The sequence below is a fragment of the Candidatus Chlorohelix sp. genome, assembly GCF_037138995.1.
Lineage (GTDB): Bacteria > Chloroflexota > Chloroflexia > Chloroheliales > Chloroheliaceae > Chlorohelix.
The window spans coordinates 1-26,877 of record NZ_JBAXHI010000016.1 but is presented as its reverse complement, the minus strand read 5'-3'; the positions used below and the strand labels follow the sequence as shown (position 1 = coordinate 26,877).

At 46.7% G+C, this 26,877-nt stretch carries 25 protein-coding genes; 9 read left to right on the top strand and 16 right to left on the bottom strand.

Annotated features, from left to right (window positions below):
• Nucleotides 1–21 precede the first annotated feature (21 nt).
• From truA to rpsI, 3 genes are read left to right on the top strand one after another with little or no spacing between them, the layout of a single operon-like run.
• A complete protein-coding gene (gene truA / locus WCK19_RS09175; protein ID WP_342397083.1) occupies nt 22–795 on the top strand; it encodes a tRNA pseudouridine(38-40) synthase TruA in 774 nt (257 codons plus the stop codon).
• Nucleotides 796–826: 31 nt separating this feature from the next.
• Complete coding sequence (gene rplM / locus WCK19_RS09170; protein WP_342397082.1) at nt 827–1,276, top strand: 50S ribosomal protein L13; 450 nt, start codon at nt 827–829, stop codon at nt 1,274–1,276.
• 45 nt (nt 1,277–1,321) lie between these two features.
• On the top strand, nt 1,322–1,717 hold the full coding sequence (gene rpsI, locus WCK19_RS09165) for a 30S ribosomal protein S9 (RefSeq protein ID WP_342397138.1): 396 nt from the start codon (nt 1,322–1,324) through the stop codon (nt 1,715–1,717).
• 155 nt (nt 1,718–1,872) lie between these two features.
• Here rpsI and WCK19_RS09160 read toward each other — a convergent pair whose 3' ends face one another.
• A complete protein-coding gene (locus WCK19_RS09160) occupies nt 1,873–2,700 on the bottom strand; it encodes a dienelactone hydrolase family protein (RefSeq protein WP_342397081.1) in 828 nt (275 codons plus the stop codon).
• 382 nt (nt 2,701–3,082) lie between these two features.
• Here WCK19_RS09160 and WCK19_RS09155 point away from each other — a divergent pair, with 382 nt between their 5' ends.
• Together WCK19_RS09155 and WCK19_RS09150 are read left to right on the top strand one after the other, a co-directional pair.
• The gene (locus WCK19_RS09155; protein WP_342397080.1) at nt 3,083–3,421 is read left to right on the top strand and encodes a hypothetical protein; all 339 of its coding nucleotides are present in this window, start codon (nt 3,083–3,085) and stop codon (nt 3,419–3,421) included.
• A 99-nt stretch (nt 3,422–3,520) separates the two neighbouring features.
• Nucleotides 3,521–5,104 (top strand): hypothetical protein, encoded by a 1,584-nt coding sequence (locus tag WCK19_RS09150; protein WP_342397079.1) that lies wholly within the window; start codon nt 3,521–3,523, stop codon nt 5,102–5,104.
• Between the two features lie 8 nt (nt 5,105–5,112).
• On the opposite strand, the gene WCK19_RS09145 is transcribed toward WCK19_RS09150, so the two are convergent.
• The 12 genes from WCK19_RS09145 to smc all read right to left on the bottom strand — a co-directional run bounded on the left by WCK19_RS09145 (nt 5,113) and on the right by smc (nt 19,322).
• On the bottom strand, nt 5,113–6,945 hold the full coding sequence (locus WCK19_RS09145) for an ABC transporter substrate-binding protein (RefSeq protein ID WP_342397078.1): 1,833 nt from the start codon (nt 6,943–6,945) through the stop codon (nt 5,113–5,115).
• Between the two features lie 5 nt (nt 6,946–6,950).
• Entirely contained in the window at nt 6,951–7,265 is a 315-nt protein-coding gene (locus WCK19_RS09140) for a DUF503 domain-containing protein (protein ID WP_342397077.1), read from the bottom strand.
• Nucleotides 7,266–7,280: 15 nt separating this feature from the next.
• Entirely contained in the window at nt 7,281–8,144 is an 864-nt protein-coding gene (locus WCK19_RS09135; RefSeq protein ID WP_342397076.1) for a carbohydrate ABC transporter permease, read from the bottom strand.
• Nucleotides 8,134–9,117, bottom strand: coding sequence for a sugar ABC transporter permease (locus WCK19_RS09130; RefSeq protein ID WP_342397075.1), 984 nt, complete (start codon nt 9,115–9,117; stop codon nt 8,134–8,136). Before WCK19_RS09130 ends, WCK19_RS09135 begins: the two co-directional genes overlap by 11 nt.
• A 119-nt stretch (nt 9,118–9,236) precedes the next feature.
• Nucleotides 9,237–10,619, bottom strand: coding sequence for an ABC transporter substrate-binding protein (locus WCK19_RS09125; protein WP_342397074.1), 1,383 nt, complete (start codon nt 10,617–10,619; stop codon nt 9,237–9,239).
• Between the two features lie 160 nt (nt 10,620–10,779).
• Complete coding sequence (locus tag WCK19_RS09120; RefSeq protein WP_342397073.1) at nt 10,780–11,631, bottom strand: hypothetical protein; 852 nt, start codon at nt 11,629–11,631, stop codon at nt 10,780–10,782.
• A gap of 84 nt (nt 11,632–11,715) precedes the next feature.
• Nucleotides 11,716–12,717, bottom strand: a complete 1,002-nt coding sequence (locus WCK19_RS09115; RefSeq protein ID WP_342397072.1) for an RluA family pseudouridine synthase — start codon at nt 12,715–12,717, stop codon at nt 11,716–11,718.
• A complete protein-coding gene (gene lspA, locus WCK19_RS09110; protein WP_342397071.1) occupies nt 12,717–13,277 on the bottom strand; it encodes a signal peptidase II in 561 nt (186 codons plus the stop codon). Before lspA ends, WCK19_RS09115 begins: the two co-directional genes overlap by 1 nt.
• Nucleotides 13,278–13,283: 6 nt before the next feature.
• The gene (locus WCK19_RS09105; RefSeq protein ID WP_342397070.1) at nt 13,284–13,631 is read right to left on the bottom strand and encodes a hypothetical protein; all 348 of its coding nucleotides are present in this window, start codon (nt 13,629–13,631) and stop codon (nt 13,284–13,286) included.
• 117 nt (nt 13,632–13,748) lie between these two features.
• Entirely contained in the window at nt 13,749–14,936 is a 1,188-nt protein-coding gene (locus WCK19_RS09100; protein WP_342397069.1) for a cysteine desulfurase family protein, read from the bottom strand.
• A 5-nt stretch (nt 14,937–14,941) separates the two neighbouring features.
• Nucleotides 14,942–15,496 (bottom strand): dihydrofolate reductase family protein, encoded by a 555-nt coding sequence (locus WCK19_RS09095; protein ID WP_342397068.1) that lies wholly within the window; start codon nt 15,494–15,496, stop codon nt 14,942–14,944.
• A 148-nt stretch (nt 15,497–15,644) separates the two neighbouring features.
• The gene (gene smc, locus WCK19_RS09090) at nt 15,645–19,322 is read right to left on the bottom strand and encodes a chromosome segregation protein SMC (RefSeq protein WP_342397067.1); all 3,678 of its coding nucleotides are present in this window, start codon (nt 19,320–19,322) and stop codon (nt 15,645–15,647) included.
• A gap of 242 nt (nt 19,323–19,564) precedes the next feature.
• Here smc and WCK19_RS09085 point away from each other — a divergent pair, with 242 nt between their 5' ends.
• The 4 genes from WCK19_RS09085 to WCK19_RS09070 all read left to right on the top strand — a co-directional run bounded on the left by WCK19_RS09085 (nt 19,565) and on the right by WCK19_RS09070 (nt 23,625).
• Nucleotides 19,565–20,719, top strand: a complete 1,155-nt coding sequence (locus tag WCK19_RS09085; RefSeq protein ID WP_342397066.1) for an RNA-guided endonuclease TnpB family protein — start codon at nt 19,565–19,567, stop codon at nt 20,717–20,719.
• A 94-nt stretch (nt 20,720–20,813) separates the two neighbouring features.
• Nucleotides 20,814–21,944: a hypothetical protein gene (locus WCK19_RS09080; RefSeq protein ID WP_342397065.1), complete on the top strand. Its 1,131-nt coding sequence runs from the start codon at nt 20,814–20,816 to the stop codon at nt 21,942–21,944.
• 1 nt (nt 21,945) lies between these two features.
• Nucleotides 21,946–22,668, top strand: coding sequence for a lysophospholipid acyltransferase family protein (locus WCK19_RS09075; RefSeq protein WP_342397064.1), 723 nt, complete (start codon nt 21,946–21,948; stop codon nt 22,666–22,668).
• A 3-nt stretch (nt 22,669–22,671) separates the two neighbouring features.
• The gene (locus WCK19_RS09070) at nt 22,672–23,625 is read left to right on the top strand and encodes a cobalamin biosynthesis protein (RefSeq protein ID WP_342397063.1); all 954 of its coding nucleotides are present in this window, start codon (nt 22,672–22,674) and stop codon (nt 23,623–23,625) included.
• 24 nt (nt 23,626–23,649) lie between these two features.
• Here the strand turns inward: WCK19_RS09070 and WCK19_RS09065 are convergent, their stop codons facing one another.
• The 3 genes from WCK19_RS09065 to WCK19_RS09055 form a co-directional block, all read right to left on the bottom strand.
• Nucleotides 23,650–24,573 (bottom strand): tetratricopeptide repeat protein, encoded by a 924-nt coding sequence (locus WCK19_RS09065; protein ID WP_342397062.1) that lies wholly within the window; start codon nt 24,571–24,573, stop codon nt 23,650–23,652.
• A gap of 2 nt (nt 24,574–24,575) precedes the next feature.
• Nucleotides 24,576–25,220: a GNAT family N-acetyltransferase gene (locus tag WCK19_RS09060; protein ID WP_342397061.1), complete on the bottom strand. Its 645-nt coding sequence runs from the start codon at nt 25,218–25,220 to the stop codon at nt 24,576–24,578.
• Nucleotides 25,221–25,378: 158 nt separating this feature from the next.
• Entirely contained in the window at nt 25,379–26,593 is a 1,215-nt protein-coding gene (locus WCK19_RS09055) for an acyl-CoA dehydrogenase family protein (protein WP_342397060.1), read from the bottom strand.
• Nucleotides 26,594–26,877 lie beyond the last annotated feature (284 nt).

Below are 26,877 nucleotides of genomic sequence, written 5' to 3'. Positions count from 1 at the left end.
ACTGTTCGGTAGGGCGGGTTTGTGCGTAATATCAAGCTTGTTTTGGAATATGACGGTACAAACTTTGCAGGTAGCCAGTTACAAGCTAACGGGCGTACTGTACAGGGTGAGCTTGAAAGGGCAATTGCAGAATTAACCGGATTATCATCTGGGGTGTATTGCCGGGTACAATTGGCAGGAAGAACTGATTCGGGTGTTCATGCGGAAGGTCAGGTTGCTAATTTTAAAACGAATAGTAACCACTCGACCGAAACTTTCTGGAGAGGTTTAAACGCTCTTCTGTCCGCCGATTTGGCGGTTGTTATAGTGGAAGAAGTGGGCGAGGAATTCCACGCCCGTTTCAGTGCCACAGAGCGCGAATACCGCTATGAAATACTAAATCGGAGAAGCCGCTCTCCCATAAGCCGAAGGTATGTTCACTGGGTTAAGACCCCGCTCGATGTGAACAGTATGGTGGAAGCGGGCAAAATTCTGGTAGGTAGTCATGATTTTGCCAGTTTTGCCGGAGCAGGTATAGGTGTCCCAGACATCGAGAGCGAAGGTAAACCGAGTACGATACGTGAGTTACGCCGGCTTGAGTGGCGTAGAGGGAAAGGTAGCCTAATCGAGTTCTGGGTTGCCGCTAACGCATTTCTGCCGCATATGGTACGGAATATTGTTGGAACATTGCTGGAAGTCGGTGCAGGAAAAATAAGCCTGCACGAGTTTGAAGAAATCTTTGCGGCATGTGATCGCCGTCGGGCAGGGCCTACCGCCCCACCGTGCGGATTGTATCTTGTATCGGTAAAATATTAACCGAGGTTTTAAAATCAGGAGTTATTCAGGAATGGCTAAGACATACTCGCCCAAAGCAGCTGATATCAAGCGCGAATGGCATATAATTGATGCCAAAGGGCAAACCCTGGGTAGAGTCGCCACCGAGGTTTCTGCCTTGTTACGTGGCAAGCATAAAGCTATGTACTCTCCCCATATGGATACTGGTGACTTTGTAGTGGTAATAAATGCCGCAGAAATTGTGGTTTCAGGTAATAAACTGAATGATAAAATTTATTATCATCATACCATGTGGCCTGGTGGTTTTCGGCAGGAAAATCTCAGTGACCGTATGAATAGGCACCCAACTTGGCCGCTGTTTGATGCGATAAAGGGGATGATACCCCATAGTAAGCTTGGGCGGGCTATGATTAAGAAGTTGAAGATTTATGCTGGGTCAGAACATCCGCACTCTGCACAGCAGCCTAAAGAATATGAGTTTAAATATCTGAAGGAAAGCTAATCGAGCTTTTGCTCGTAGCTTTGGTTAAGGAGAAAGATGGCTACGCTGAATAAGAACTATTTCTACGGAACCGGGCGACGCAAAACTGCCGTGGCGCGTGTGCGTCTTTATCCCGGCACCGGTCAGATTACGGTAAATAATAAAACTATTGTGGAGCATTTCGGTGCTAGGCAACTTTTTGAGATTGTTATTACCCAGCCCTTGCGGGCTACCAACAACTTAGGTCGCTATAATGTTTCGGTCAAGGTTGTCGGTGGTGGTGTAAGTGGTCAAGCCGGAGCGGTACGGCACGGCATCGCCCGCGCTTTGCTACAGGCTGATGATACGCTGCGCCCAACCCTCAAGAAGAGCGGTTACCTGACTCGCGACCCTCGTATGAAGGAGCGCAAGAAGCCGGGTCTCAAACGCGCCCGCAAAGCACCTCAGTACACCAAGCGGTAATTTCTCCGCTTTACACCGGTGTTATAGAATTTTCAGGGAAGAGAGGTTATGCCTTTTCTTCCCTTTTTATTTTATTTTTCCGGGAGTATATAAAAATTAAAAAGCACACCTTTATGCTGGTGTGCCTTTACCAAAGATTGAGCCTTTACGTTATCCTAAATACGGGATCCAGATGTTACCCTGACTTTTGGCAATACTGCGCTGACGCTTTTCAGATTACGACTCAAGAAGGTGGTTGTAATTTCGAAAGCTTCTTTAGCAGCAGCCTCATTATAAACAGTTGGGCGATTGTCATTGAAAAAGCCGTTGGGGACGCGAGGGTAGCTCTTTAACTGGTAAATTTTGTTACGTGAGCGAAGCTCATTTTCCAATGCACGCACGTCCTGAAGTGAAATGTCTTCTTCCGGCGCTCCGTAGAATGCTAGGTAAGGAGCTTGGATGAAAGGCACATAATTAATTGGAGATTCTGGCTTTACTCGGCTAATCAAATATTTAGGGTAAATCAAATCTCCGTAGAAGTTAACTGCTGCTGCGAAGTTTGAAGTTTGTCCTGCTGCCAGAGTCGCTATAGTGCCGCCAAAGCCAAAGCCAACAATTGCTATACGGCTTGCATCGGCATAGCCTTCTCTAGTGAAATATTCAAAACCTCGTGTTATATCACTGACCGCAATTAAATCGGCAGTCTTTCTACGAATATCACGACGCTGCTCATAGGTGGTAGTAGGACCGGGACCATTGTGACCTCTAGCCCCCATACCGCTTTTGTTTGAATAGAAATCGGGAACCAATACCGAATATCCAAGCTTGGCAAAACGGATTGCTACATCCTTAATGTGGTCATCAAGACCAAAGATATCATGCGCGATTATTATGCCGGGCAAGGGACCGGGAAAGTTTGGTACTGCCAGAAAAGCGTTGGTTTCCTTGTGACCGGTACGATAGCGCAGGAAAGCTACATCTACGTAATTTTGACTCGTACTCATAGCGGTTTCCTTCTTTTGACTTAAAAACTCCAAACCCTTCGTTTCTCAATTACAATATTGTGGGGAAAGGCAAACATGTCCACAAGATACACAGTAATCCTAAAATAAGAGAAAGTCAAGCCTATTTTGTTGCGGTATGATTTAGATTAGACGGAAAGCATCGGTATGTTGATTTTGTAATCTAGTTTGTTATGTAGGCATGCTAAAATATTTTTATGCATAGGAAATGCTGCTATCTAAAATTCAGTTAATGAGTTTAAGCTTGCTACGGGTGTTTAGGGCGGTAGTTGCACACTGTACGCAAATTCAGATATTTAACTTGTAATGTCAATAGGTAGCAAGTATAATTATAGAGGTGATTACTTTCATGGAGAATTATCAAATGTCTGATATATTAGCTTTTTCGTTGGATTATATAGAATCTGAACCTAGTGAAGATACCCAGGCTAAATTATTGAATAATGCCCTTCGTCGTTTTTGCGATGAAGTTGTATTAGACGAAAGTTTGGTGGATGAAGAAAAGAATGTTGCTACTCGAAATGTAGTCTGGAAATATGGTTCTTATCAGTTTCGTGCCAAACTGGTAACATTTGATGGGCAGGTCAGCATCGGGCAATTTGATTATTCATCCAAAAGAGATTGGGCTGAATGGAATCGTTTGACCACCCCGCGGGCATTGGCAGAGAAACTTACTGAGGCAAAAGCAGTAAAGCAAAAGTAAGTATTTCTAATCAAATATCTGGAACAAATTACTAATCACTTGCTGAAAAACGCACAGAATACTGATTTAAATTCTTTTTCAAGGCGGTTGCTATTTTATATGGGCAGCCGTTTTGCGCTTCTACCTCTGGTTTTAATTCTGCTGAGCCTTGTTGCCTTTGTAATCGCGTTGCTTCCTCGTCTGGATTTTTTTAGCCAACAAGTACAACGCTGGTTGAATTTCCAATATTTTCAAACTGGCTCAGAAGGGTTGATACTTAATGAGGTCTCGCTTATTCGGGGCGGTGGCTCAATCTATATTCCTCTAAGCGGTGACCAGTTTATCAGCGCACCATATCCGCCGCTTTATTACTATTTAGTCAATTGGTTATGGGCATCCGGTACTAATTATTCTACGGGTTTTGCTACCGGACGGTTCGTATCTTTGCTTTCTGCCCTGCTGGTTGCGGTAGGCATTGTGCTATTGGTGGTTGCCGAAAATCGCATTTCGGGCAAACTAGGCTATCTTGCCGGAGCAATAGGCGGTACAGTGGGCGGTTTAGTCTTTCTAAGTTTGCCTGCCGTAGCTATTTGGGCTGTTAGGGTTCGCGCCGATATGCTGATGACCGCGTTTGGGATATTGGCTCTAGCATTGGTGGCATGGAAGCCTAGCGGCTGGGGCGCGTTCGCTGCAATACTCCCGCTCACTCTGGCGTTTTATACCAAACAAACCGCTTTGGCTGCACCCATCGCCAGTTTAGTTTACATAATATTGTGTAATTGGCATAAACGCCGCTTGATTTTTATCTGGATAGCAGGCTTTGTGGCCGCGTTGGGTATTCCTTTTATCGTGTTAAATTTAGCGACTGGGCTGCAATTGTATCGCCGCCTTTTTGAATACCACAATTTGCCATGGAAGTTTGATAATTTTAAAACCTACCTTGATTTATTTACGAGCGAAACTGCCGCTTTATTGATTATTGCGCTATGTTTTTTTGTGTTTGCGCTTGGCGGTTTGATAATGGACTGGCGCAATCAAAAAGGTCGCCAGTTTGCTAAATTGCTACATTCTGCCCGAAATATCCCGCTGGTTGGCTGGTATTTGCTTTTTTCAATGCCCTTATTGTTGGGAATGGGCGTTTCGGGTGCAGACCACAACCATTTTTTACCGGCTGATGCTGCTTTGGCGGTGGGTGCAGGGTTTTTGCTGGCGCGTTTGTTAGTAGCGCCGTTTGGCTTTGCACCTCTACTAAAGACGGCGATGCGTTGGCTGGCTTTGCCTGTAATTGGTCTGCTTATATGGCAGTTGGCGGTGTTCTCTATTCCTTCTCAGCGTTATGAAATCGAGTTACGCTATCGCCCTGATGAAATTAATGCGCTTGGTCGCGTTATCAATAATGCTTCCACTAATCCTAATCCCTATATTTTAACCAGCGAAGCGGGCTTTTTTGTGGCAACCGGAAAGCCTACCACCTATAACGACTTATTTACCCTCTCTGCTCTAACAAAGCAAAATCTGTATGATGAATCACGTTTGCTACAGCGGGTAAAAAATAAAGAATTTGGATTAATCCTCGCAAAAGATGATTTCTTTTCGTCCAGTTTTCGCACCGATGTTTGGTCAAAGGAATTGGCGGATGTGATTCGTCAGAATTACTATTTAAAATTCCGCGACATTTGGTACACCTACGAACCCAAACCCTAAAATCAACGTTACCTGATATACCAGTCGGCGTAGCGGTTGGCAGCAATACCCAGCGGGCTTTCGGTTACACCCCCCACAAAGGCTGCAACGCCCGCATACTCCTGCTTGGCATAAAGATACAGATAAGGCAACTCTTTTGCTTCCAATTGCTGAATCTGATTGAGCAATTCCGTTCGCAAGGTTTTATCCGCTACACTATTAGCCTTATCGTAAAGAGCAAGTAATTGCTGATTACGGTAGCCTCCCGGCAGGTTGCTCCAAATTGTCCCGAATTGCTCTGAGTTAAGCGTGGTGGATTTCCAAGCTGAAAGGTACAGGTCGAAATCTGCTTTCGGGTCTTGCAGAGTGTTTAGAAAGGTCTGATATTCAAGTGGGCTTAACTTTACCTTGAAACCCAACTTCTCAAACTGATTCGCCATATAAGTGGCAAGCCGCGCCCGAAACTCGCTTTCATTGTTATAAATCAGGTTGATTTCCGGCAAGTCTTTGCCGCTAAGGTCGCTTAACCTGTATCCGTTAAGGCGATAGCCAGCTGCTAGTAACAACGATTGGGCAGTTTCGAGGCTATAAACAGGTTTTTCTACATTATCGGTATAGGCAGGATTACCGGGCGCAATATCGCTATAAAGAGGCACAGCCAGATTACCGGCAATGTCCTTCACGATGTCAGCGCGGCTAACGGCGCTACTCAAGGCTTTACGCACATTCAGGTTTTGCCAGAGCGGATTTCTGAAATTAAACCCTAGATATTGCCATGTGGGTGCCGCCGGATTCCAGCTATAGGGTACAATCTTAGCCATTTGCTTGACCGTTTCAAAATCGGTGAGATTGGGAGGCGTATAAAAATCAATGTCGCCATTCCGCAACAATTCGAGCGCGTTTTTGGAGTCGGCACGTAAAAAAGTCAGGCTGTTGAGGTTTGGCACGGGCGAACAGGCGCTAAGCTCATTTCTTGCAAATATAATACGGTCGCCCTTGCGCCATTCCTTCAGTTTCCATGGACCACTCACTGCCGTTGGTCTATTAATCTCGCGGTTTATCTCCGGTTCTGCCCAGCTTTGCCCATCCCAGCGATGTTTAGGGAGCGGCTCTACTAGATTAGCAATTTCCAACGGGTTTGAGTAACGGTCGCGCAATTTTACTTGCAAGGTATATTTGTCCGGCGCGAAATAGCTCTCGATTTTTCCGGCGTAAAGCGGCAAGTCGAGCCAGCCTCTGTCTGGGTCGGTAATAAACTGATAAGTCCAGATAAAATCATCGGTGGTGATAGGTACGCCGTCACTCCAGAGCATGTTGCGGCGTAGCATAAAAGAAACGGTTAACGCCTTATCATCATATTTGAAGGCGCTGGCGGCGTAAGATTCCCAATCGAGGGTTTGGGAATTACGCTTTAGCAATTTTGCATCGTAGAGCATCGCGCGATATTCCTTGCTAACCGCTTCGTTCAAGCCGTAAGGGTGCAAACTGGCAGGGTCACGGTCACGTGCCGAAACGAGATCACCGCCAATAACCCGTGACGGTCTGGGAGTTATGCTAGGAGCAGGGGTCAATACAATCGGCGTGGCGGAAGGATTTGGCGATGGGCTTGGAGTCACACGCGGGTTAAGGGTAGGAGTGGCAGTAGGGCGGATACGAGGGTTTGTGGTGGGCGTAGGGATGGAAGTAGGTGTAATTAGTGGTGTAACCTGCGCTGTGGGCGTAGGCGTGTTCAGCACAAAAATAGGGCGAGGTGTTAAAGTTGGCGTAATAGTTGTGTCATCTGGAGCGCTGCTGCAAGCCGAAAACAGTAGTCCCATTATTAAGAGGGTTAGGCACAGGGTGAGGGATTTCTGAATTGACATAACTACTAAAACATCCTAACAATTTCGGTCTTGTAGTTGCCCAGAATACCATCTTTTAGATTTGTCTCAATCCAGTTGACCGCTTTGGCGATAACCTCATCGGCGTGTTTAGCGCTATTGCTGACATATGCCAGACCGATTTCGGCGTAATCCCATTCATCCAAACCGCCTACCTCCGCCACGCTCAGGTGCAACTCGCGCTTGGCGCGTTCGATTATAGATTTGACCACATGACGCTTATCTTTAAGCGATTCACCGTCAGGAATCTCAATTGAAAGCAGACATGTGCCTATATACATGCTGGTTTTGTCTTTACCCATGTTCAGGATTATAAACTATTTCATCCCGCTACGCAGGAAGCTATTGATAAACTGTCGCTGGAATATAATAAAAAGTAGCAGTAAGGGGGCGACTACAATCAATGTGCCTGCCCCAATCAAACCGTATTGCGCCCCAGACTCGCTTCTCAAGATTTGTCCCAGACCAACCGTTAAAACCCGGTTATCATCGCTACGAGTAATAATGAGAGGCCACAAGAACTCGTTCCAATGGGCGCTGACCGAAGCAAGACTAAAAGCGATATAACCTGATGTAGAGGAAGGAATGTAAACGTGGCGCAATAAACCTAGCCAGTTGCAACCGTCAATCCGCGCTGCATCTTCCAATTCGCGGGGAATTTGCCGGAAAGTTTGGCGCATCAAGAAAGTGCCGAAAGCTGAGCCGATATATGGAAGCAGCAACGCTAACTTGGTGTCATAGAGGTTTAGAAAGCGTACAGTAGCAAAATTTGGTACTAGCAATACGGCAGATGGTATCATTATCTGTACCAATATAAGGATAAAGATGAAATCTCGCCCGAAAAAATCGAGACGAGCGAAGGCGTAACCCGATAGCGTAATAGTAAGCAGTTGTAGGGCGAGCAACCCGAACACGAATATAATAGTGGTGAGGTAATAAGTACCCCACGGCTGGGAATCAAATGCGCTTTGAAACCACTCAAGGCTAAAACCCGAACCAAAGAAAATATTTCCGGCGCCGAGCGTATCCTTTTTGGGACGCACGCTCAAAAGTATAGTCATTATCAAAGGCATTAGCCAGATAATGCTAACCACTATCAAAATAACGTTTGTAATCAGCAAGTTCCAACGTATTTTCTGGCGGTTCAGGGTAAAGGTTACAGGTGTTGCATCAGTCTTCATAGTTCGCTCTCCGCTCTATAAATATGAAATTGAAAACGGTGAAGACTAATAGCAATATCAGAAGCAGAATTGTCATGGCATACACGTAACCCCGGTCACGCGGTTCATTCAAATGCTGATAGATGAAATAAAGAATCAGGTTACTGCGGTTAGCCGGATTTCCTTCACCAAGCGCGTAGAGCGGGTCGGCAGTTTGGAATGCGCCCACTCCTGCAATGACCAGTACAAAGAGTGTTGTACCGTTCAGCAGCGGAATAGTAAGGTTAAACATACGCCTGAGCGCACTTGCGCCATCAAGTTGGGCTGCTTCATAAATATCCTGCGGCAGATTCTGTAAACCTGCGAGGTAGAAAATCATGTAAAAGCCGGTTTGTTTCCAGATTACCACCAGCATAATCGAAATAAGCGCCCAATTAGCGTCACGATTCCAGCCCTGTGGGGGCAAACCTATCGCTTTGAGGGTAGTATTTAGCATACCGAAACTATCGGCAAAGAAAAAAGCCCAGATACTGGCTGCGCTTAATAGCGGCAATAATACGGGATAAAAAATGCCAGTGCGGTAAATTGAAGTCAGTTTCAATTTTTGGTTCAGCAATAACGCCAGCAAGAAAGCCAGAATGACACAAACCGGAACTGTCACGGCTACAAATACTAAAGTGTTGACAAATACCCGTTGGAAGTTATCTTCTTGCCCGATGACGGTATTATTATCGAATAGGTCGAGATAATTTTTGAATCCTACAAATTCCGCTTCCTGTTGTACGGTGCGGGGAGGCTTAATAGTACTTTGAATGGCAGAATTGATAGTTGGGATGAAGGTGAACAACGTTATTAAAGCTAGGGTTGGAAAAATGAGCAAATATGGAAAAATAGCGCGTCCTAGCGATTTACGGCTGGCATTTGCTTTAAAAGCGACCAATGTTGAGTCCGCATTTTTGGCTTCTATTAATGCTTGCTTTGATTCTTGTTCCATTAGTTTTATTTCGAGAAGAGTACATTTAAAATGGTAAAAATGAATTTACCTTAGAGGCAAGGGGTTTATGCCCCTTGCCTGAATTCACCTCTGAAACGAAAATCCTGCTCAGTTAAAGCTTAATCTTTGTAATCAGCTAGAAGCTTATCAGCTTCTTTTTGAGCATCATCGAGTGCTTTAGCAGGGTCTTTATCGCCGGTTACTGCCGATTGTACTGCTTTACCCAGAATTTGCTGTACGGTAGCGCCTTCATGAGTAGCCAGTTCTTTGGCGGCATATTGCAATTGGTCACGGGCGACTGCATATTGAGGTTTATCTGCAACGAGCTTTTTCAATGCGTCAGTATCCCATGCAGCTTTGCGCGGCGCAACATATCCGGTAACAGTAGTCCAGTCCGCCAAACGAGCAGGTTCGGTCAGGAACTTGATGAACTGATAAGCCGCTTTCTGCTTTTCGGGTGAGCTTTTTTTCATAACGTAAAGGTTGCCGCCGCCGGTAGGAGCGCCATAACCTTTAGAACCAGCAGGTAGGAAAGATACGCCCACATCGAACTTAGCTCCACCCAAGATGGTGGTAAGGCTACCAGTGGTATGGTATATCATTGCGGCGTTGCCGGAGATAAAGTCTTTAGGAGTATCGCTCCAGACAATTACACCTTTTGGCATAGCTTTGTAATCGTTTACAAGGCTTACAAAGTTCTTCAAACCTTCGGTAGCGGCAGGAGTATTAAAGAACACTTTGTTAGCAGCATCGCCCACTACGTTTTGCCCGTTAGAAATGGCAAAGCCTTGATACAGCCAGTAAGGGAAACCATCGGAAGGAATCTTGATACCCCAACGGCTACCGTCAGCTTTGGTCAATTTCTGAGCCATATCAGCCATTTCCTTGAAGGTTGTAGGTGGCTTGGTAGGGTCTAATCCGACTTCTTTGAAAAGGTCTTTGTTGTAATAAAGTACCGGGGTGCTGCGTTGGAAAGGGATGCCCCAAGTTTTGCCGTTAGCCTGGCTATTAGCCATAAAACCGGGATAGAAATCCTTGACCCAAGTATCTCCGGTGGAGTCAGCCTTGATTAAATCATCAAACGAAACAACCAACCCATTATCGGCGAGGGTATAGAGGTCGGTGCTGAGCATAATCGCTACATCAGCAGTAGAGCCGCCGCCGCCAACTTCGGTCTGGATTTTCTTCAAAACATCGGCATAACCACCAGCATATACAGTGTTGATTTTAATGTTGGGATTAGCTTTAGTAAAATCATCCGCATATTTTTTGAAGGTTTGGGGGATAGGCCCATCTACCGCTGTTGGGAAGTAGAAGGTCAGTTCAACTGCTTGTCCGCTTGCCGCAGCAGTAGTAGCCGTAGTGGTAGTGGCAGACGCTGTAGTCGCTGCCGCCGTAGTGGTAGCAGGTACAGGGGTGGCAGTGTTATCACCGCAGGCAGCCATTATAGCAGTCAGCATCAGTAGAGCAACAAAAGCTCCCATACGCTTAAAGGATTTCAATACTCTCTCTCCTTTCACACAATAAAGACAGCATGAATACTGTCGTTTGGGGTTTTATCATCCAATTGCCAGAGCTATGGTTTGGAAGACCCTTATAAGGGTATCAAGTTCCTATTAATAAATATTTAATCAATGGTTAAAGGGATGTTAAGCACGTTATTTACCAACGGTCTGCAATTGCGCCGGGTAAATTGAAATCTAGCCCTACCTCGGAGGGGATTGCATCCGGTGAGACGGGAATGACGGTTTTGCTATGGGCAACTTCCAGCATACCGGCAATAGTGTCATGGATGGCAAGCCTTCGGAGATGTAATATCGTTGGGAAAATAAGGTTAAAATCACCCGCTTCATACCGGAAGAGGGCGGTTCTTGGGCTAATCCAGAGACCATGCGTTGTTTCTAGATAATCTGATTCGGCAATTTGGTCGGGCTGCGCCAGCGTCACGAAAAAGCGCGTATCGTAACGAATAGGTTCAACAAGAGGGGTTATCCAGTGTGAATAATAAATCAAACGGCTGGCATCAAGCAATAAGTTTTCATGGGTTAAAATATCACGGAAGCTGATTTCATGGGCATGTAATTGGTCTCGGTAGCGGGCATATTTGTGATGTTCTTCCGAGCCTTCTACTAGCTCGAATGGTTCGCCCGTTTCTTTATGCAGCGCCAGCAATACGCCCGCTTCTTCAAAAAGTTCACGGAAGGTCGCTACAAAAAGGCCTTTTTCCTGAGCAGTAGTCAAAGGCGTGACCTGATTGTATGCGCCCTCGCCAGGCAAGTCACGAAAAAGCGTTCCTTCTGGAGATTCAAGCTTGAGCAATGCCAGCGTTTCAGGTTCAAAATCATGCGCTTCCAGACCACCACCCGGAAAAACATAGCGGTCTGGCATAAATTTGCTGCGGGAGTGTCGCCGCAACATAAATATTTCCATCACCTCAGCCGGGTTGGCGGCAGGACGTACCACCATTACGGTTGCGCTAGGTTTGGGTGTCACCGGTTGGCTGGGATTGCTCATAGCTTTAACTCATCTATTGTTTTCATGGTTTTACTGATATTTGAGATAATGGATTATACCATTAAACAAGGATGAGCTAAAAGTTCATTCGAGATTTTGAGCTTCGGCAAGAGCTTTTTCAAGTTCAGGCGGTAGCGGAGCCTGAAATTCGCGATACTCTCCTGTAGAAGGTAAAGCCAAACCAAGCAAAGCCGCATGCAAAAACTGGCGTTTGAGATTCAGGGTAGATTTGCGCCTCCCGTAAACCGGATCGCCTGTAACGGGATGTCCCATATAGGCAAAATGGACGCGAATCTGGTGGGTGCGCCCGGTGTGTAAACGCGCCATTAGCAGGGTATGGCGGGCGAAATAATTAAGTACCTTATACTCAGTGCGGGCGGGTCTGCCATTATGTACCACCGCCATTTGTTTGCGGGCTTTGGGGTCGCGCCCAATCGGTGCGTCTATAATTCCGGCAGGGGGTTGCACATTTCCCTCGACTAGCACGGTATATTCTTTGAGGGTGCTTTGTTCTTTCATCTGACCGATGAGGCTGTTTAAGGCTTTATCGGTTTTAGCCACTACCAACAAGCCGCTGGTGTCCTTATCCAGTCTGTGAACTATGCCGGGGCGAATATTGCCGTTGATATTTAGGTTAGGGACATGATAAAGCAAAGCGTTTACCAGAGTGCCACTATAGTGACCCGGTGCAGGGTGTACTACCAGCCCTGCCGGTTTATTGATGACCATAATATCATCGTCCGCATAAACCACATCAAGCGGGATAGCTTCTGGCGCGAGATGTGCCAACGGTGCGGGCGGCGGTACTATCAGATGAATCAGTTCAGCTTCGCGCAATTTGTAACCCGATTTGACAATAGCGCCGTTAATCGTCAGGTTTCCTTCTTCTATCAAGCGTTGCACATGTCCGCGTGAGAGGTCGGGACGCATATTTGAAACGAGCTTATCCAGTCGCTCACCTTTGTCGTTGGCAGTAGCGGTGTAACTCATTTCAGCGGGTAAAGCAGGGTCAATAGTAATTGCATCCAGATTCTCGCCAATTAGGTCGAGATCCAAATCATCAAGGGATAGGGGTTCGGAAGGCATTATATATTATCGCTCTTTGTAGAATTGTCGCGGTTTTCGCGTAACGACCTGAAGATGGTGACTAGCAAAAGGGTAGCTACTCCAACATTCAGGCTGACATCTGCCACATTAAAATTTTTGAAAATCTCAGCCCACGGTAGATTTATCATGTCCGTGACTGCCCCGTTTTTAAAAAGGCGATCGGAGAGGTTGCCGACTGCCCCGGCGAGTAGCATAGCCACACAAAACTGATACCAGCGGTCATTCGTACCTTTGGCTATGTACCAGAAGATAATTCCGATACTGGCAAGGCTGGCAACTAGCGTAAAAAACCAAGGCGCGTTTTGCAGTATGCTGAAAGAAGCCCCTGTATTTTTTACGTAACGGAAAATTATCAGTCCCTCTAAAACTTCTGTCTGCTTGCCGCTGCCATAGGGTCCGAGGTTATTTTCGGTCAACCATTTGGTAAATTGGTCGAGGGCAAATATACCCGTAGCAAAACCAAAAACCCAGTAATATCCCAGTCCTCGTTTTTCTAGGGGTTTATTTTCAGTAAGGCTATCGGCTTCGTTTGTTATCAATAACTTTTACTTCTCTTCACTTACAAGCTTACTTGCCCATGGTAACGCTTCCAACCGTTCAAATGGTATGGGCTTGCCGGATACAACCGAAAGCCCATAAGTGCCTTTCTCGAAACGCAGCAGTGCCTTATTAATTTCATTTAGAAGTGAGCGCACTTCTTCACGTTCTGACATAATACGCTCTTGCTCTGTCACATCGGAAGCAATATCTGCCATTTCGCTAGGTGAACCTTCGGCGGATTGATCTTCGGCGTTTTCACGGGCATCTTGTAATAAACGGTCGAGTTCTTCTTCCAAACGAGCTTTTTCAGCCAGTAAAGTTGCTTTTAGGTTTGTTAGTTGTACATCATCCATAGTAGTTCTCTTTCTCGCAAATTACAGGTTTATTTTTAGTTAATCTGTTAAAACGCGACACTGCGTAGCCAGTCCTGTAAATTGTCTAACAAGCGTCTTACTAATATTTTACCACATTCATGCAAAAGAGCTTTGCTTTAATGCTCGCATACGACTAACCACTAACGGCAATTTTTCCAAAACGTACTCAATATCTTCATTTGAGCTATATTTGCCAAGTGTTAGCCTTACTGTTCCGGTGGCTGAATTTTCTGCTCCACTGATAGCCCGAATAACATGGCTTGGTTCGATGCTGCCCACATTGCAGGCAGAGCCGTTGCTGGCAGCAATTCCCTGTAAATCAAGCGCTTGTAACAACCCCTCGCTATCGATTCCCTCAAAAGAAACATTAAGATTATTAGCTAAACGATGCGTCGGGTCAAGAGTACCGTTTACGGCAGTTCCCGCTATTTGCGACATTATTCCTTGCATTAGCCTGTCGCGTAAACCGGCAAGACGCAGATTTTCCTGTGGTCGTTTTTCTTCGGCAAGCGTCAAGGCTTTTGCCATTCCCACTATACCCGGCACATTTTCTGTTCCGGCGCGGCGTTTGCGTTCTTGACTACCGCCCAATTGTTGCCATTCCAGTTGCAAGCCTTGTCTGAGATAGAGCAAGCCAACCCCTTTTGGCCCGTAAAATTTGTGGGCAGATAGAGAGAGCATATCCACGCCAAGATCGCGCACCTTTAACGGTAGCTGTCCTGCTGCTTGTACGGCATCGGTATGGAAAGGCACATTATATTTGCGAGCGATTCGGGAAATTTCGTCAATCGGCTGAATTGTGCCGATTTCGTTGTTGGCATACATAACACTGAGCAGTCTTGTTTTGCCGGGTATGATGGCTCTTTCCACTTCGGCAGGGTTCACTAGTCCGTCCTGATTTACGGGAAGAAAGGTTATTTCAAAGCCTTTTTCCTTGAGATATTCGGCGGTGTGTAGTACAGCATGATGTTCAAACGCGCTGACAATAAGGTGGTTGCCCAACCCTTTTTTCAGACCGTATTCGGCTGCGCCCTTTAACGCTAGATTATCGCTTTCAGTGCCGCCGCTCGTAAAGATGATTTCGTTCGGTGTACAGCCGAGAACAAGGGCAATTTGCTCTCGTGCTTCGGTGATGCGCTGGTTTGCAATGCGCCCCTTGTGGTAAAGGGCGCTGGCGTTGCCCCAATCTGTGCTAAAAATTGGCAGCATGGCTTCTACCACCGCCGAGTCAACCGGGGTAGTAGCGGCATAATCAAGATAAACTTCTCGTTTATTGCCCACCATCTTTATTATTTTTCTTCTTTTCTGACGGGCTGGTAGGAAAGTATGATAACGCCTGAACTTAAAGTTTTTGTTTCTACAAGATTCAAGCTCGTATTGATTCCGTCTCTAAAGAGCTTCTTTCCGTTACCCACTACCACAGGATAAATCATCAGCCAGTATTCATCAATGAGGTCATGTTCCATCAGGGTTTGTACAAGAGTGGCGCTGCCGAAAACCAATATATTCTGACCGGGTTGTTGTTTTAGTTTGGAAACTTCTTCCACGATATTTTCTTTAAGCACCGTTGAATTGTTCCATTCCCCTTTTGGTATAGTGGTGGAAACAACATATTTGGGAAGGCTGTTCATTCTGTCCGCATAGCCTTGTTCATCAGTCATAGAGGGCCAAGCTTGGGCGAATCCTTCATAGGTCACCCGCCCCAACAGAAGCGCGTCACTAGCAAATAGCTCAGCGAACTTAAACTCTCCTGCTTTTTCAGTCCAGAATTGGAAAGACCACTTGTCTGGCGCTTCCATAACCCCATCCAGTGTTAGGAACTCGGATACAACTACTTTTCTCATTTTATTTTTTACTTCCTGTTCAATTCAAAATGGAAAGCTCTGCATTAATAACTGCTTCTATCAAATTACTTCCGACTTTGCGAAAAAAATATACAAAGCTTCCAGCAGGAGAGCTTTTAAACCGCTCCGCCGGGCTTTGTATTTTACCCTAATTTTTACTAATAAGGGAGGAATCAGACGATGTTCCGGCGTTGCGTAGAGATTTATCGTATTTCTGGCGGAATTTTGAGACTTCATCTATCCTGAGCGAGATTGTTTTGGAGACGCTATCCGACCCCATTGAGATTCCGTAAATTGTGCGAGCCGCTTCGATAGTGCCTCGATTGTGAGTGACTACAATAAACTGGGTGCGTGCTGCCAGAACCTTTAGGGTTTCACAGAAGCGGCGCACGTTTGCTTCATCCAAAGCGGCATCCACCTCATCGAGAATACAGAAGGGCGTAGGGTTTACTTCCAGTAAGGCAAAAAGCAGGGCAACCGCCGTTAAAGCGCGTTCCCCACCGCTTAGCAATACCAGATTTTGCTGTTTTTTACCGGGAGGTTGTGCCACAATTTCTATGCCTGTATCCGCCAGATTATCCGGCGTGGTTAGAAAAAGTTTGGCACTGCCGCCGTTGAAAAGCTGTGCGAAATATTTGCTGAAAGCTTCGGCAACCTTTGCAAAGGTTTCGGAGAAACGTTGTTGGGTAAGTTGGTTTAGTTCTTTAATTAGTTCGCGCAAAGAGAGCGTAGCTTCTTCTAAATCCTCAAGTTGGCGGCTCAGGAAGCCGTGACGCTCATTGGTTTCCTTGTATTCCTGCATTGCCAGCGGATTGACTACCCCGATTCGTCGCAAGCGGACACGGCTTTGTTCAATGCGCTCATGTAACTGCCGCGCTTCATCTTCGCCTAATTCTAGCAACTCTACCCAATCTGCCGGATTAACTTGTGCCTGTTCGCCCTGCTCACCCACCATTGAGGGGGCGAGATCGGCGTTAGCTTGCACTTGCAAGGTTTCTAATTCGGCTTCAAGCCTTTGTACTTCCAAAATAGCCCGGCTATGGGCTGCTTCGAGTTGCAGCATATGGGTACTCATCTCACGCCAACGCTTATCGCTTTGTACCTGCTCTAGTTCTAGTGCTTCTAGTTGCCGCTCGTATGGCGCAATTTCGGCGCGAAGGGCTTCTAGTTGCTCGCTTAACTTCAATAGTTCTCTTTGGGCTGTTTCGAGGGAGCGTTGTAAAGCGTTGGTTTGGTTTTCAAGCTCTTTTATTTGCTCCTCGCGTGCTTTTGCTTGCCCGCTAACCCGCTCTCGTTCGGTGCGGGCGAATTGCAAGTTGGACTCGGCGCTCTTGATGCGTTGCTCGAAAAGGGCGTTAGCGGTACGCAAAGCGGTTAACTTATCGCGCTCTTTCTGCTCGGCTTCTTTGGCAGATTGCAAAGACTTTTCAAGCTCTATCACTTCAGCCTGTGCTTGTTCGCGTTGTTTGAGTGCGGCTTCTTTCCCTGTATTAATGGTGGTTTCCTGCTCGTCCAGAACTGCGGTTTCGCGTGCCAGATTTTGGCTGGTTTCTTCCCGCACTTTCAACTCATGCGACAATTTCTCCGTTTGTCCTGACAGGCTGCTCAACTTTTCCTGCGCTTTTTGGCGGGTGTCGCTTATTTGGCGGGTGTCGCGCTCGGTATTTGCAATTTGCTGTTTGCGGGTAGCGAATTGCACCTGTAATTTAGAAAGCTCCTGTGCGCCTTCAGCGATTTGTTTTTCGAGGGCGGCAAGTTTGACGGGCAATTCGCGCAACTCGCGTTCGCGCATAAGCATGCCGCTTTCTGCCCGTTCTCTGCCAAGCGTACCACCTGTAACTGCGCCGCCTCCGCGTACCGTTTCGCCTCCTAGCGTAACGGCATTCCAGCCTATCGGTAAATCGGGCAGGATGCGGCGTGCTACCTTTAAATCATCCACCACTAGCCAACGCCCTAGTAGCTGTTCATAGACGGAACGATATTTTTCGGCGAAGCGAATTAGCCCGGTGGCAAGTCCGCGCACCCCTTCGGTTCTGAAAATTCTATCTTCGAGCCGACCCGAATTTTGGGATTTAAGACTATCGAGCGGTAGGAAAGTAGCGCGTCCTTGCCCGCTTTCTTTCAAGAAACGGATTGCATCCTCCGCATCTGCCCAGCGTTCCACTACGATGTCTTGTAGATGCCCACCTAACGCGGTTTCAATCGCTAGTTCCAATTCAACCGGAGCTTCTAGCAGATTTGCCGCTAGTCCCTGTATTCCACCTAATGGGGGTTTATTTCGCTTTGTCGCTTGCATCACCGCTTTAACGCCGCTATGCAACCCGGCAAAGCTGTTTTGCAAATCCTGCAATAGATTTAGTCGGCTACGGGTTGAGTCAAGATTGTTGCGTAAATCTTGCGCTTGTCGTTCTTTTAAGCGAATCGCTTCGGTGGTGGCGTTTAGCTCAACCTCCTCGCTTTTTCGCCGGGCTGCCAGCGCGTTTATTTCTTTTTCAAAAGCATTAAGGGAATTTCGGGCAACTTCTATTTCTTGCTCTAGTTCCTTCTGGCGTGCCAGCGTGTTATCTCGCACCTGATAATATTGTGTTTGTTGTCGTGCCAGTTCTTCTCGCTGTTTGACCTGTTGCGCCGTCTGTTGTTGCAGGCTGTCCAATCGGTTGTGAATCCTTAAAACTTCGTCTCTTTTTTGCGCCCATGCGGTTTCTAAACGACTGGTTCCAAGCGTTTTTTCTTTCAGAGTTGTTTCTTGCGCTGCAACATTGGCATCTGCTTCACTTATTTCGCTTTTAACTGCTTTGAACTCAAGCTCTAGATTAGAATAGCGGCGGGTATTTTCTTCAACTTGCATCCGCAAGCTAACCAGTTCCTGTTGGTGTGAATCACGCTGGCGACTCAAGCCGTTTAGCTTTTCGCGCTCTACCGCAACCTGTTGCTGGAGTTGTTGGGCGCGAGTGTGGAGTGTGCTACTATCTTGGTGCAGCCGCGCAAGATTAGCCCGCAACTCATTTTGTCGGGTGCGGGCTTCGTTGCTTTGCAACTTGAGCGACTCCATATCGAGGTTGCACTTTTCAAATTCGCTTTGGGCTTGTTGTTCGGTTCGTTGCGTCGCTACCAGAGTGCGGTTTGTACCACGCCAGCGATACCCATACCAGCGCCGGAACAAGGTTTGAAGTTCTTCCTGTAGTGCATAATATTCTTCGGCAAGACGGGCATGTTTCTCCATGCCTTTCATGCGTGGTCCGATTTCTGCCAATAGGTCAGAAATGCGGCGCATGTTCTCTTGCGTTTTATTCAAGCGTTCTTCGGCTTCAACCCGGCGGGAGTTGTAATGCCCGATTGCGGCGGCATCTTCAAAAAGGCTGCGGCGTTCTTCGGGCTTTTGGCTCAAGGCAGCATCTACCATACCTTGCGTGATAACGGTATAGTTGGAGGAAATCTGATTTACCACTTCATGTACATCTTTAAGACGTACACGCGCTTTGTTGATGTAATATTCGTTCTCACCTGTGCGATAGGCGCGTCGGGTGATAGTGACTTCGCTGAAATCAATCGGTAGCTTACGCTCGGTATTATCGAAGGTAATAGAGGCTTCGGCAAAACCCATACCGGGTCTGCCGCTACTGCCCGCGAAAATCACATCTTCGGTTTTTTTGCCTCGCATAAGGCTATAGCGCTGTTCTCCAAGAACCCAGCGCACCGAATCTGCAATATTACTTTTTCCGCTACCGTTGGGACCTACAATGGCGGTGATACCGCTGTCGTAAAAGAACTCGGTTTTATTGGCAAAGGTTTTGAAGCCGTGTAGTTGAAGCTTTTTTAAGTACATGGATTACATCTTTCGCTAAAAAGTAGTCTGCTTGTCGGATGGTTAGACACTTTTTGCGCTTAGGCTTTTTTGCGCTTGCGGTATTTTATCATGAATCGGCAGGGAAAATGCGTTTAGCGCAGACTTCTCACAAATTAAAATAATGTCAGGCTCACTGTAAGGTCATTAGAGAGGGCATCTATTCACCCTGTATAATTGCACAATCGTTTGACATTGCTATCACATTAAGCCATAATATATATATGCTTAAGAATTATAAATACAGGATATACCCTACTCGCAAGCAAACTAACTTGCTTAACCAGCAACTTGAAGCCTGTCGCTGGCTTTACAATCATTTCCTTGCTCAGCGTAAAGACTTTTGGGAACAAGAAAAGCGCAGCGTTACTTACCACGCCCAAGCTGTTTCTATCCCGCCTCTTAAGAAAGAAAAGCCCGAACTTGCCAATGTTCACAGCCAAGTCCTTCAAAACGTGGCAGTTCGCGTTGACCTTGCTTTCAAAGCCTTCTTTCGTAGGGTAAAATCCGGTGAAGAACCCGGCTACCCCCGCTTCAAAAGCTATGGCAGCTATGACAGCATTACCTTTCCTCAAGTCAGTAATGGCGGTTGTTCTGTACAAAACAATAAGAATCTGGTAGTCTCCAAAATCGGGCATATCAATATCATTTTGCACAGACCGCTTGAAGGTACTCCCAAAACCGCTACTATCAGTCGCACTTCCACTGGAAAATGGTTTGTCTCTTTTGCTTGTGAGCTTGAGCCTAAACGCTTGACCAAACTCGATAACGCTGTAGGTATAGACGTTGGGCTTAACACCTTTGCTACTCTCAGCGATGGTACTGTGGTTGAGAACCCTCGCTTCTTTCTCAAGGAGGAAAAAGCCCTTGCTAAAGTCCAACGAAAGTTGGCTAAAGAAACCAAAGGCACGCCGGAGCGTAGGTTTAGGCGCAAGGCAGTTGCCAGAACTCACGAACGGCTAGGCTGGAAACGTCAGGATTTTAGCCACCAGCACAGCCGTAAAATCGTAAATAAATATGGCAGGATTTTTGTGGAAGATTTGACCGTGAATAGAATGGTCAAAAACCGTAGGCTTGCCAAAAGCATTAGTGATGCGGCATGGTCGGAATTTTTCAGTATGTTGCGTAGTAAAGCGGAAGAAGCTGGCTACACTTTCATTGCTGTAAACCCTGCCTATACCAGCCAGACTTGCTCGGACTGTGGCTACAGAAGAACGGGGAAAGAAAAACTTCCCTTTGCCGATAGAATATTCGAGTGTCCTAGTTGTAGTCTGCATATAGACCGCGATCTCAATGCTGCCTTAAATATCAAAGCTGTGGGACTACACAGCGTGGGTTCGCCCCTAGATGCCCCCCGCCCTTTAGGGCGAGTGGAGTAGTCACTTTGTTTGCATTAGTCGAGATAAAATATAACAATAGTCCAAGAAGTAAAAAATAAATAGCGTCTTTGAAACATAGGTTAGGAAAGCAAAAATGTCTAAATTCTATGAGATTGTGCAATACGGAATGGGTGGCGTGGGACGCGCCCTATTCGGTCTGGTGGTGCAATATTCCCCCGAAATCAAAGAGCGGTTGGGTATTAACTTGCGATACCGGGCGATTGTGGATAGTACCCACGCCCTCCACATTGATTTTAACTCGGCAACAAACCAACAGTATATGCAATATTTGTGGGCGCGACTAAAGCCGGAAGTGGGCGACAGGATTTCCGAACAAACCGGATCGGTTCAAAAACCCTCCGACTTATCTATTCTTGCCACCGAACTCGACCGGATACGCACCGAAGATAGCACTGCCAAACTGGTGGTAGTGGATACTAGCGGCGCTTCTGCTACTGCCATGACCCCAGTTCTAACCTCCGCGCTACGGCAAGGACATTATGCGGCACTGGCTAATAAACGTCCTCTCTGCGGACCTATCGAGGATTTTCGGCAGATGGCGACTGCTTCCGGTTTGGGTATGGCTCGGCTGAGATATGAAACAACGGCGGGAGCGGCGTTACCAGTGGTTAGCACCTTACGTATGCTGCTAGATAGCTTTGACCAAATCAAAGAAATATCGGGTTGTTTTAGTGGAACGCTTGGGTATTTGGCTACCGAACTTGAAAACGGGCGTAAATATAGCGAAATTGTAGCGGATGCCAAAGCGCAGGGCTACACTGAACCAGACCCGCGTGATGATTTGGGTGGAGTGGATGTGGCTCGCAAAGCCCTTATCTTAGCGCGAAGTCTCGGCATGGGAATCGAGTTAAGTGAAGTGAGCGTAGAGGCGTTATATCCTGATTCGCTCTCAAGTTTGAGCGTACCAGAATTTATGGCACGCTTACCTGAAGTAGATGAATACTATGCTGGACTCGCCTCCAAAGCTGCCGAAAAGGGCGAAACCCTGCGCTATATTGCCAATGTGAGCGGCAAGGGGCTAACGGTAGGTTTGCAGAGTGTCCCCAAAGATTCGCAAATCGGGCGGTTGCGTGGCACCGATAATATAGTAGTCTTCAAAACCCGGCGCTATGACCCAAACCCGATGGTAATTCAAGGGCGCGGCGCAGGTCCAGAAGTTACTGCTTCCGGCGTATTGGCGGATATTATTAGCTTCGGGAGATAATATGGGCGCGGTTCATAATGGGAAGTTCTACAAAGCTTCCCTTCCTTTCAAGGCGTTGCGCTTTTTCGGGCGAATACTCTTTCGGCTGATGTTCCGCATCAAGGTGGAAGGGCGGCATAACTTACCCCGCGAGGGCGGCTATATAATTGCCGGAAATCACCTTAGCTGGATTGATTCTTTTCTAATTCTGGCATTTTGCCCTTCAGAGCCGCGTATCTTTTTTATTGCCGCCCGTGAGGAAGTATATTTTCCGCGTTGGCGGCGCATATTCACCGAAAAGGTGGGCGGCGTAATCGCGATAGACCGAGATAAAGGCTTGAGCCGTGAACTAATCGAGAAGGTTAGAGAAACGCTAGAGGACGGAGGTGCGCTTGGTATCTTCCCCGAAGGCGATGTTTCCGCAATTGAAACGGGACGTATTTTGCCGTTGAAAAGAGGTATGGGTATGTTCGCTGGCATGAGCGGGGTACCGATTGTTCCGGTTGCCTTTAGCGGCACTAAAGAATTATGGCTTGGCAAACACCTCCGCATGACTATCGGCGTACCGATACCGGGTGAAAAAGGCGGCAAGGATATAACCAACAAACAAACGGAAGCAGCCGCTAAAGCGATTGCGGCACTGCTCACCCCGCCTCCGCCCTTACCTAAAGGACCAAAGATTTTGCATAAATTCCTAACAAAGCTCTTTACGCAAGAAGAAAAGGAACATCCGATTCCGGATTAAACAATGCTATTCCCATTCCCGCTTGAATATTTGATAGCCTTGCTTATTGCGGTAGCTTACGACCTTGCTATCGGTGAGCCACCTGCTCTGGTTCATCCGGTAGTGGGAATGGGCAAATTGGTCAGTCTTTGGGAAAGAATCGCGCCAAGTAAGAACCCGGCACTTCAATTTATTTTCGGTCTGTCAACGTTACTAATCAGTATTGGGGGATTATTTGCCTTAAGTTGGTGGGGCTTTAGTTGGCTGCGAACCGCCTTGCCCGTTCCCGCTATAATTCTCGAAGCCTACTTGCTAAAAAGTTGTTTCAGCTTAAAAATGCTTGGAGATAGCGGCTTGAAAATTAGGCAAATCCTGAGCGCAAAAACGCTGGAGGAGGCGCGTTTTGAGATGCGCGATTTGGTTAGCCGAAATACCGCCCAACTCAGTGAACCGCTAATTATTGCGGCAACCATCGAATCGGTGGCAGAAAACACCACCGATAGTTTTGTTTCACCCCTGATGTTTTTTGCGTTGTTTGGTGTGCCGGGCGCGTTGGCTTATCGCCTCGCCAACACCTTCGACTCGATGATAGGTTATCGGGGTAAATACGAGTATCTAGGCAAAGCCGCAGCCCGTTTTGATGACTTGCTAAACTACCTTCCGGCGCGTCTCACCGCTTTGCTGTTGATAATCAATGCTCGCTGGTACAAGGGCAACCGAGCAAACGCTTGGAGAATTGCGCTACGCGACCATAACAAAACTGCCAGCCCTAACGCGGGTTGGACAATGGCAGCAATAGCAGGCGCAATGAAAGTGCAGCTTGAAAAAAGCGGGCATTATACTCTAGGTGACGGGGAAAAGCCCGTAACGCTACATAACATTAATCAAACGGTGGCAGCGCTTTATTTTGTAGCAATGGAAATGGTGATACTCTTTGCGATGGTTGCCACAATATTTACTATTGTTATGCTAAGTTAACAGATTAATTATAACCCCTGAAAGCTAACCGTTCAATGCCAATACCGCAGGTTCAAAGCCGGGTGCAATATTCAGCACCGCTTTAAACAGCTTACGCGCCCTAACCGGATCGCCTGTAGCGCGATAAGCCAGCCCAAGACAGAACAGCCCGTCAATATAAAGCGATTGAGTCTCCCCATCTAATAATTCATCCGGTGATTCATCCAGCCCGGCGCGAAGATGCGTCATAGCAAAGGCATATTCACCTAAGCGGTATTCAGCTAGACCCAGTTTAACAGGGAATATCCAATTTTCCGGTTCAATTTCGGCAGCACGCGCAAAAGCGGCTCTGGCTTGTTCATAATTTTCAGCCATTAGTTGGGTTTCAGCCACTTCATTTAGCAGGATAGCATTATCAGGCTCAAGCCGGAATGCCTTTTCAAATTCTCCAAGCGCGTTAGGCAAATCGCGCCTAGCTCTTAATAGTAACCCAAGCTCATAATGTACTGTCGCAACTCCCGGTTGTATATCCAACGATAGCCGGTACATGCGCTCCGCTTCAAGGGTATCCACCGCCGAAAGCATATTGCCGAGATAGAAAGCCGCTTCTGCCGAAGGCTCGCCTACATCTAAACCCAAAGCTTTCTGAAAATAACGCTGCGCCTGATAGCCATCGGGGGGCTTTTGCTCAAGAGAGCGATGGGCTTCCAACAGATAATAACGTGCCAAGAAACGATCATATTCCGTTAGAGCAGGTTTAACCAGCTTGAGAGCTTCAATTGCGGCGGCAATTGCGGCAGGCGGCAATTGACCGTGTGTTATTTCGGTTTCGTAGTCTTTTTGGAATAGCGGTACTAATTGGGGCAACTCCATCCGGTTAGCCACATCATGTTTTAATTCTATGAAGATAATCTCATCGGTGAAATGTGGATGGGAAGATTTAGAAGAAACTCCCTGTTTATCACTCATTGCTATTTCTGAGTCCTTATCTGAGTAGGATCGTAACCCTGCTTTCGGAGATGTAGGTAATCATAACGACGCAAAATCATATCATAGTAGAGGGTTTCAATCCACGCGCCACGCTGGCGAAAATAGTTGCGGATATTTTTATAATAATCGTTATAAAAAACTGAGTAGTCATCATAATGACCCCAGTGTTCCCCGGTGCGAACAAAGCCACACTTCTCGTAAACCCTTTGGGCGCGATAATTATATGCTGCCACATCCAAAATCAAAGCATCAAAGTGCAACGTCTCGAAATAGTAATACAGGAATATCCATAGACAATCGGTGCCAAAGCCGCTGCCCAATATTTCGGGGCGAATGGTGATGCCCAGCACCGCATGGGTACGGTTGCGTTCAATATTGCGAAGGGTAATCAAGCCAATCAGATTTCCCTGAAAATCTTCAGCCGCAAACATCATATAATCGTTGCGAGATGAACGATCCTGAAACCAGTCATCCCGTTCAAAACGGTTCATTGTGCGCGGGTAACTTGATGCGTATAGCGGGTCTTGGTGCATAGGCCACGCCATCCACTTATCCACATCCTCTCGCATGAACTGATGTACTAGTGTTTTATGTCCTCTGGCTAGAACCCTATTATCTAATACCATTCCTCGCTGCCCTAGAATTATACTACTTCTTTTTTTTCGCCATAGATTTAGCGTCGATAAAATACCCATAAACAGCCTCAAGCGCTATTTCTACAAGGCTAAACTTCTACAAATTGTAAACGGGCAAAATGTTTACGTCAAGCCTTTGCAACTAACTTTTACTTAATGTTACCCCAATGACGCAAGCAGGAACGCGCAAGAGAGCGTTTATGCACTTCATCGGGACCATCTGCGAGGTGCAAGGTTCGCCCATAAACCCACTGTTCAGCTAAGGGGAAATCATCGCTCACGCCCGCCGCGCCAAAAAGCTGAATGGCACGATTCAAAACGGTGGTATGTACTTCTGGCGCGATGATTTTAATCATAGCAATTTCGTCCTGCGCCGCTTTTTTCCCGACCGTATCCATCATCCAAGCAGTCTTGAGGGTCAGGAGGCGTGCCGTCTCAATTTCTACTCGCGATTGTGCAATCCAATCTTGCACCACGCCCTGTTCTGCCAAAGCCTTACCGAAAGCTACCCGACGAGTAGCGCGTTGGCACATCATCTCAAGGGCGCGTTGCGCTGCCCCTATTGAACGCATACAATGATGAATACGACCGGGACCAAGTCGCGCCTGTGCTATTGCAAAACCGCCCCCTTCTTCGCCCAATACATTTGTTATAGATACACGCGCATCTTCATAAATTATTTCGCAATGACCTTCGTTCCCAACATTCCCAAAAACCGGAATAGCTCGCTTGATGGTGACACCCGGAGTATTCACGGGAACGATTACCATGCTTTGTTGGCGATGTTTTTCAGGGTTTAGTGGGTCAGTTTTCCCCATTGTAATGAGTAATTTGCAGCGTTCACGGGCTGCCCCAGAAATAAACCATTTGCGCCCGTTCAATACGTATTCATCCCCCTCACGCCGGATGTACATCTGGATATTGGTTGCATCTGAACTGGCAACATCCGGTTCGGTCATTGAAAAAGAAGAACGGATTTTACCTTCTAGCAGAGGTTTAAGCCAAGTTTCTTTTTGTTCTTCATTGCCAAACTGTGCCAGAATTTCCATATTTCCGGTATCGGGCGCGGAACAGTTAAAAACTTCGGAAGCCCATAAAACGCGACCCATAATCTCTGCCAACGGCGCATATTCGAGATTAGTTAAACCCGCGCCATAAGTGGTATCAGGCAAAAAGAGATTCCACAGCCCTTCTTCTTTTGCCTTCTCCTTTAATACATCAACAATTTCAGCGTGGTGATGCGGATTTCCAGAAGCTTTAATTTGTTCATGATGAATTTTTTCGTTTGGATACACATATTTAAGCATGAACACTTTCAGGCGTTCTTGCAAATCCAATGATTTTTGGCTGAATCCAAAATCCATAGTATTCTCCTGATAGCAGAATAGCCCAAGCCGGACTATATTTCACACTTTTATCAATTTACTCAAAAGGGAAGCAGGAAATATTATACGCTAAAACTCTTTTGTCTTAAAACCATATCGCCGATTCATGCAGGGCGTTTCAGTGTTTAACAATTTGAGCTTGCTACCACTTCTGAAATTTTACGGGTTGCCCATCTATTGAGTTCGGGCAAGTGTAAAAAAATGACTTTGAAAAGGCTTGACAATGAGGAGGAGGAGTGGTATATTATCCAAGCCCTCGAAAC